At 72.4% G+C, this 588-nt stretch carries 1 protein-coding gene; it reads left to right on the top strand.

Going from position 1 to position 588, the window contains the following annotated elements; translation table 11 throughout:
- A partial coding sequence (locus R1101_RS28955; protein WP_269726649.1) for a penicillin-binding transpeptidase domain-containing protein occupies positions 1–485 on the top strand: 485 nt, incomplete at its 5' end.
- Positions 486–588: the final 103 nt, after the last annotated feature.

Below are 588 nucleotides of genomic sequence, written 5' to 3'. Positions count from 1 at the left end.
CCTGGTATCCGGGCTCGACCCTGTTGATGGGTATCGGTCAGGGCACCGTCACGGCGACCCCGATCCAGGTCGCGCGGTGGACGGCGGGTATCGCGTCGGGTCAGGTGGTGACCCCGCAGCTCGCCGCCGCCTACGGCCCCGGGGATGCGGTTCCGATTCCCGCCGGGGCGCCGCACCGGCTGTCGTTCGCGGACAAGCTCGAACCGGTGCGGGCGGGCATGCGGGCGTCCGCCTCGGCCGGCACCGCCGGTCAGCTTGCGAGCCTGCCGGTCTCGACCGCCGCCAAGACGGGTACGGCGGAGGATCCGTCGGCCCCCGGAAAGGGTCTCAATGCGTGGTTCTCCGCGGTGGTGCCGGCCGAGGCACCGGAGGTCGTGGTGACGGCACTGGTGCGCGGTGGCGGGTTCGGTTCGGCCACCTCCGGGCCGGTGGTGAAGGGTCTGCTCGAGCGTTACCTCGCGCAGACCCGGGCACCGAATCCGTAAGTGATCAGGCAGCAGTCGACGACGCGGCGTAGGCGGCGAGCACCTCGGGCCGTTCCATGCAGGCCGTCGCGCCTTCGGCGACGCAGGTGAGAGGACGGTCGGC

This window comes from Rhodococcus sp. R1101 (assembly GCF_000278445.1).
Taxonomy (GTDB): domain Bacteria; phylum Actinomycetota; class Actinomycetes; order Mycobacteriales; family Mycobacteriaceae; genus Rhodococcus; species Rhodococcus gordoniae.
The sequence above is the reverse complement of the archived record's forward strand: the minus strand, read 5'-3'. Positions and strand labels throughout refer to the sequence as shown.